General features: G+C 64.4%; 6 protein-coding genes. 5 read left to right on the top strand and 1 reads right to left on the bottom strand.

Annotated features, from left to right (window positions below; translation table 11 throughout):
• Positions 1-543: CDP-diacylglycerol--glycerol-3-phosphate 3-phosphatidyltransferase (gene pgsA / locus SY1_RS10540; protein WP_208873762.1), on the bottom strand; the 543-nt coding region annotated here is incomplete at its 3' end.
• Positions 544-788: 245 nt separating this feature from the next.
• Between pgsA and SY1_RS10535 the strand changes: the two genes are divergently transcribed.
• The 5 genes from SY1_RS10535 (at position 789) to SY1_RS10515 (ending at position 6,231) form a co-directional block, all read left to right on the top strand.
• Positions 789-1,502: a GntR family transcriptional regulator gene (locus SY1_RS10535; RefSeq protein ID WP_015557010.1), complete on the top strand. Its 714-nt coding sequence runs from the start codon at positions 789-791 to the stop codon at positions 1,500-1,502.
• Between the two features lie 20 nt (positions 1,503-1,522).
• The gene (locus tag SY1_RS10530) at positions 1,523-1,834 is read left to right on the top strand and encodes a TIGR04076 family protein (RefSeq protein ID WP_243440671.1); all 312 of its coding nucleotides are present in this window, start codon (positions 1,523-1,525) and stop codon (positions 1,832-1,834) included.
• 125 nt (positions 1,835-1,959) lie between these two features.
• Entirely contained in the window at positions 1,960-3,915 is a 1,956-nt protein-coding gene (locus SY1_RS10525) for a S9 family peptidase (protein WP_015557009.1), read from the top strand.
• 153 nt (positions 3,916-4,068) lie between these two features.
• The gene (locus tag SY1_RS10520) at positions 4,069-5,274 is read left to right on the top strand and encodes an FprA family A-type flavoprotein (RefSeq protein ID WP_015557008.1); all 1,206 of its coding nucleotides are present in this window, start codon (positions 4,069-4,071) and stop codon (positions 5,272-5,274) included.
• A gap of 15 nt (positions 5,275-5,289) precedes the next feature.
• Positions 5,290-6,231, top strand: a complete 942-nt coding sequence (locus SY1_RS10515) for a lysylphosphatidylglycerol synthase transmembrane domain-containing protein (protein ID WP_015557007.1) — start codon at positions 5,290-5,292, stop codon at positions 6,229-6,231.
• The last annotated feature ends 15 nt before the right edge of the window (positions 6,232-6,246 follow it).

The raw sequence follows: 6,246 nt of genomic DNA, 5'->3' as shown, positions 1-6,246 counted from the left end.
GAGGTACTCCATTCCGGACCATACCGTCAGGATCATGGCGACCCACATGAGGGCCATTCCCCCCGGCAGCTTCAGGATCAGCATGGCGAGGGCCACGATCTGAAAGACCGTCTTCAGCTTGCCGCCCTTCGAGGCGGCGATGACGACGCCCTCCGCCGCCGCCACCAGGCGCAGCCCGGTCACGACGAACTCGCGTGTGATGATGACCAGCACGATCCATCCGGGGATGCGCTGGAGCTCCACGAGGGCGATCATCGCTGCGATGACCAGCACCTTATCCGCCAGGGGGTCGATGAACTTCCCCAGCGTCGTGATCAGGTGGTGCTTGCGCGCGATGTAGCCGTCCATGGAATCCGTGATGGCCGCGATGATGAACACCACGGCCGCCAGGAGGTCCCCCAGCGTCAGGGGCTCGGCGCCGTCGAGGGAGAGGAACGGGACGGGAGCGCTGATCCTCAGGGAGAGGAACAGCAGGACAAGAGGGGCCAGGAACACGCGCACAAGGCTCAGGGTGTTCGGTACGTTCAATATTTTCGGGCTCAAAACAACTCCACCTCCAGGGCGTCCGCCCCATCAGCACGACGGGAAATGAGCGATAGACGATGCGCCGTGAACTTCCACGCCATGATTATAGCTCAAAACCCATGGAAGGGGGCGTTTGCGCCGCCTGCAACTTTCAGCGGGCCGAATAAAAGCCGAACGAAAGGGGGTATCATGCACTATAATGGAAGCGGAACGTTTTGGTTTGACGCCGCTGCAATTTTTTCTGAAGGGAAGCTGCGATCGGCATGAGTGACACCAACACGCATTACGAGTCACTTGAACGACTAATTCCAGTACACCTGAAGGACAACCCGGCCCCCTATTATATCGCGAACATCCTGAGGGAGGCGATCTATCGGGGGACCCTTCCGGAGGGAGAGTCCCTGCATCAGAGCCAGCTGGCGGAACGCCTGAAGGTCAGCCCCATCCCCCTTAGAGAGGCCCTGCGCCTGCTCGAGATGGAGGGGCTCGTGGACTTTCGCGGGCGGCGCGGCGCCGTGGTCACGGGCCTGACCCTTGCGGAGATGCAGGAGATCTACGAGATGATCACGGCGCTCGAAGTCTCCGTCCTGCGCATCGCCTTCCCCAACATCCAACCTTCTGCGATCCTGGAGGCCGGGGCCATGCTGGACAAGATGGAGCGGGAGATGGACTGCATCTTCTGGCGGGAGCAGAACCTCGTCTTCCACAACCTGCTGTACGACGCCGCCAACCGCCCCAAGACCCTGGACCAGATCGCCCTCCTGCGCCAGCAGGTGGACCGCTACATCAGGATTCACATGTCCCTCATCCGGGAGGAGTCCCAAAAACAGCACCGGCAGATCCTGGAAGCGGTGAAGGCCCACGACGTCGAGGGGGCGCTGGCGGCGTTGACGCGCCACCTCGAGTACACGTCGCGCACCCTGCGGGCCTGCGTCCGAAGGACGAAGAGCAGAAATCACGGCAAGGAAAAGCCATGACGGGAGAGGAAGTGCGAACCGTGGACGAGAAGAGGGAGCCGGGAACGGGCCGACCGAAGGTCCTCATCACGCTGATCGAAAAGCGGGGGCCGTGCGGCTGCCATCGAGGGCACAAGGTGGGAGACGCCTTCGATTTCGACCGGGATCGGGGAAAGCTCTGCCCCATGGCCCTGCACGCGGGCTTCCCCTACATCGACATCCTGCGCTACGGCGGGAAGCTCCCCCCCTGCAGGAGCACTGGAGGCGTCGCCTTCTGTTGTCCGGACCCCGACGTGGTCAACGTGTTCAGCATCTCGGTGAAGCAGGCCGATGAGCTCGCCCCGAAGGCCTGACCCTGAAGGGGAGAGCGGCTCTCGGCCCCACGTTAAAATTTCAGGGAAGCGCTGAATCCTCGATCGCTTTCAACAACTTTTCAAGACGAATCAACGCTTCCCTGGCTGATGGAGGAACGACGTAGATGAAACGACCCGTTGAACAAAAGGACCTTTTGGACTTCCGCTTTCTCGCGGCGCCGACGTTCTCGCCGGACGGCGGGAAGATCGCCTTCAAGGTCAGCCGCGCGGACGCGGAGAGCAATGGCTACATCAAGGACATCTGGCTCCTCAGCCTGCCGTCGGGGGAGGCGCGCCGCCTCACCTCATCGGGCTGCGAGGAGTGCTTCTGCTGGAGCGAGGACGGCGCGTCCATCGTCTTCGCGTCCAAGCGCCCTTCGGCCGCCGATCGCGAGGAGGGAAAGGCCGTCACGCGCTTTTACTCCATCGGCATCGACGGCGGCGAGGCGACGCCGCTCTTCGAGGTCCCCCACGCGGTGTCGGCCATCCGCGCCCTGAAGGCCGGCCGATACCTCCTCACGGCAAACTTCGACCCCGTCCACGACAATCCGGAGGATGCGGACTTCATGATCTTTGAGCAGGTCCCCTTCATGGCAAACGGCAAGGGGTACATCGGCCAGAGGCGCGTCGGCCTGGCAGCCTGCGACGCCTCGGGCAAGCTCTCCCGCCTGACCCCTCCCACGATGGACGTGGCCCGCGTCGAGTTGAGCGCGGACGGCGACAGAGCACTCGTCGTAGCCTGCGACTACAAGGACGTAAAGCCCCTTGAGAACAGCGTCTATGTGCTGGACCTCAGCACGGGGGCCCTCCGCCTCCTCTCAGGGACCCTGCCCTTTACCTTCAAGTGCGCCGTCTGGAGCGGGGAATCCATCGTCCTCACCGCGACGGACCACAAGGCGATGGGCGTGAACGAGAACCCGAAGATCTGGCTTCTGGAGGACGGGGAGATGCGCTGTCTGACGCCGGAGCTGGACGTCAGCTTCGGGCACGCCATCGTCGCCGATACGAGCTATGGCTGTCGGGACCACGAGGGTGCGATCGCCCCTTCAAAGTCCCTCGGCGTGATCGCCTGCTCCACGGACGCCTTCAAATCGCGGCTCTACGCGCTGGCGCAGGACGGCCGGCTGAAGGTGCTGACCCCTTCCGTCTCCTCCGTGATCGACTGGGACGTTCACGACGACAGGATCGCCTACGTCGCCTACGAGGGACTGCACCTGCCGGAGCTCTACCTCTATCAGGAGGGGAAGGAGAGGCGGCTGACCTCCTTCAACGACGCCTTTTTTGAGGAGCACAGGCTGTCGCAGCCCATCCACATCACCTTCAAGGCGGGCGACGGATGGGACCTGGACGGCTGGTACATGCGCCCGGTCGATGCGCGCGAGGGGGAGCGCTGCCCTGCCATCCTCAACATCCATGGCGGCCCCAAAGCGGCCTTTGGGGACATCTACAACCACGAGATGCAGTGCTGGGCCGCAAGGGGGTACGCGGTCATCTACTGCAACCCCAGGGGTGGCGACGGGCGCGGCGGCGAGTTCAGCGACATCCGGGGTCGGTATGGCGACATCGACTACCGCAACCTGATGGACTTCGCGGACTGGTGCGTCAAGAACCTGGACTTCATCGACGCATCGCGCATGGGGGTGACCGGGGGGTCCTACGGCGGCTACATGACGAACTGGATCATCACGCAGACGAATCGCTTCAAGGCGGCCGTCTCCCAGCGGAGCATTGCAAATTGGATCTCGAAGTTCGGCGGCTGTGACATCGGCTATTATTACGTCGAGGATCAGCACCTGGGGACTCCCTGGCGGACCCCGGAGACCGCCTGGCGCGAGTCCCCCGTCGCCCATGCCGACAAGGCGGACACGCCGACGCTCTTCATCCACTCGACGGAAGATTTTCGCTGCGAGCTGAACCAGGGCTTCCAGATGTTCACGGCGCTCAAGGTCAACGGCATCGAAGCACGCATGTGCGTCTTCAAGGGTGAGAACCACGAGCTCAGCCGCTCCGGCAGGCCCAGGAACCGACTGGCCCGGCTGCGCGAGATCGCGGGCTGGTTTGACCGGCACCTCAAGGTGTGACGCGCGCCTCGCGACGACGCCCTTAACGACGTGGCTTCCCGTGAAGCCGCGTCGTTTTTTATTGTACAATGTACAAAGCACCCTGGCTCCACAGGGTTGAGGGGTGCGTTCGGATCGTTCGTTGCAGGGATTTCCGGAAAGAGGGGCTTTTTAATGTACAAGGCGATACCGGTCAATAAGGACACGTGGTGGGTTGGCGTCAACGATTGCTCGACGGACCGCTTCGAGGCGTTGTGGTCGTTGCCGAATGGGGTTGCGTACAACGCCTACGTCGTCCTGGGGGAGAGGACGGCGGCCATCGACACCGTCAAGGGCCCGTGGGGCGACGAGTACGCGCACAAGCTGGGGGAGGCGCTGGGCGGCCGGGACCTCGACTACCTCGTGGTCAACCACATGGAGCCGGACCACTCCGGGCTGATCCTGGAGCTTCGCAGGCGCTGGCCCAACCTTCAGATCGTGGGCAACGCGAAGACCCTGCCCCTCCTGAAGGGGTATTACGGCGTGGATGCCCAAACCCTTGTCGTGGCGGACGGCGACACGCTGGACCTGGGGGGACACGTCCTGAAGTTTACGACGATCCCCATGGTGCACTGGCCGGAGAGCATGGTGACCTTCGACGCATCGACGGGGGTGCTCTTCTCCAACGACGCCTTTGGCGGCTTCGGCGCCCACGAGGGCGGGCTCTTTGACGACCAGCGGGAGCGCCCCCGCTGGGAGGACGACATGCTGCGCTACTACGCGGCGATCCTGGGGCGGTATTCGAGCGGCGTTCAGGTGGCCCTGAAGAAGCTGGGAGGGCTTCCCATCAAGAACATATTCCCTGCTCACGGCACCCTGTTTCGTGCCAACCCTCAACAGGTGGTCGACCTCTACGACCGTTGGAGCCGATGCGATACCGAGCGCGGCGCGGTGGTCGTCTACGGCTCCATGTACGGCAACACGCGGCGCATGGCCGAGGCCGTGTGTACGGGCATCTCGGAAAGCGGCGTCAAGGAGATTCGCCTCTGCGACGCATCCCGCACGGAAGCGGGGTTCATCCTCAGGGACATCTGGCGCTACCGTGGCCTGGCGCTCCTGAGCTGCACCTACAACATGCTGCTCTTCCCTCCCATCGAGGCCCTCTGCTCCAAGCTGCTCAACCGGATGCCGAAGAACCACGTCCTGGGGATCGCGGGCAGCTACAGCTGGGCCAGCGGCGCGTTCCCTGCGCTGCGGGCGTTTGCGGAGAAGGCCAAGCTCGATCGCGCGGAACCCGACGTCGAGGTCTTCACCTCCCCCACCGCGGAGGACCTTGCGCGGTGCGAGGCGATGGGGAGGGACCTGGGGACAAAGGTCATCGCTCAGACGGAAGATCGGTGAAGCGGGCTGCGTTCGATGCGCCTCAAACGCCTTCTCATGGAGCTCCTGCGCTTCGGGGTTTCCATCCTCTGCCTGGTCTGCGCCTTCAGGGGCGTTCCGCTGTCAGACCTCTGGGACCTTCTGCGCCAACTCCCGCCGCTCCCGATCGCTGCGGCGATCCTGACGTCGTTCCTGGCCTACGCCGCCATGGGCGTCCGGCTCATGGGAATGCGCCGTCCGCGCCTCGCCTTTCGCTCGACCTTCCCCGCCTCCCTCGTGGGGCTGGCGGTCAACAACGTGCTGCCGGCCAAGGCGGGCGAGGCGGCCAAGGCGGCGTGGATCGGACGCGGCGCGGGCATGAAGCTGGACGAGGCCATGGGGCTCATCTTCTTTGAGCGGTTCTTCGACGTCAACATGCTGACGCTGCTCAGCCTCTGGTTCATGGTGAAGGCGGAGCAGCAGCGTTACGCCCTTCCGCTCGTCGCCTGTCTCGCGGCAGGGTGGCTGTTCCTCCTGGCGCTCCGGGCCCGTCCGGCCTGGTGGCGGCGCCTGGAGCGTCTCCCGCTCCCCGGAGGACTGTCCGCGTTCCTGGCGCGCTTCCTGGGCGCGGTCACGGCACAGATGACGCCTGGGCGCATCCTCTGGATGCTGTGCAGTTCCGCCGCGCTGTGGGCCCTCTACGCGCTGCAGGTCGGCATCGTCCTGAACGGAGCCGCAGGGCTGGGGCTCCGCTGGACCGACGCGCTGGGCGTCTTTGCGTTGAGCAGCCTGGGGATGCTCCTTCCCTCCTCCCCCGGAGCCCTTGGCGTCTACGAGGCCGTTGCCGTTGCGGCCCTGACGTCCTACGGAGTGCCCAGGGACCAGGCCCTGGCCGCGGCACTGGCGGATCACATGGTGCAGTTTATCCCCGTCACGGCAGCGGGGGGGCTGGTCCTGCTCCTCTGCCCGTTGAGGGGGAAAGGACAGGCGCGGGCCTAATGTTTAAAGAAGGGC

The organism is Fretibacterium fastidiosum (assembly GCF_000210715.1).
In the GTDB taxonomy this organism is placed as follows: domain Bacteria; phylum Synergistota; class Synergistia; order Synergistales; family Aminobacteriaceae; genus Fretibacterium; species Fretibacterium fastidiosum.
This window is presented reverse-complemented; position numbering and strand designations above follow the sequence as displayed.

Bases quoted from the DNA above. Each gene is read 5' to 3' on its own strand.
- SY1_RS10535 (WP_015557010.1), top strand. From the start codon at position 789: ATGAGTGACACCAACACGCATTACGAGTCACTTGAACGACTAATTCCA.
- SY1_RS10515 (WP_015557007.1), top strand. From the start codon at position 5,290: ATGCGCCTCAAACGCCTTCTCATGGAGCTCCTGCGCTTCGGGGTTTCC.
- SY1_RS10525 (WP_015557009.1), top strand. From the start codon at position 1,960: ATGAAACGACCCGTTGAACAAAAGGACCTTTTGGACTTCCGCTTTCTC.
- SY1_RS10520 (WP_015557008.1), top strand. From the start codon at position 4,069: ATGTACAAGGCGATACCGGTCAATAAGGACACGTGGTGGGTTGGCGTC.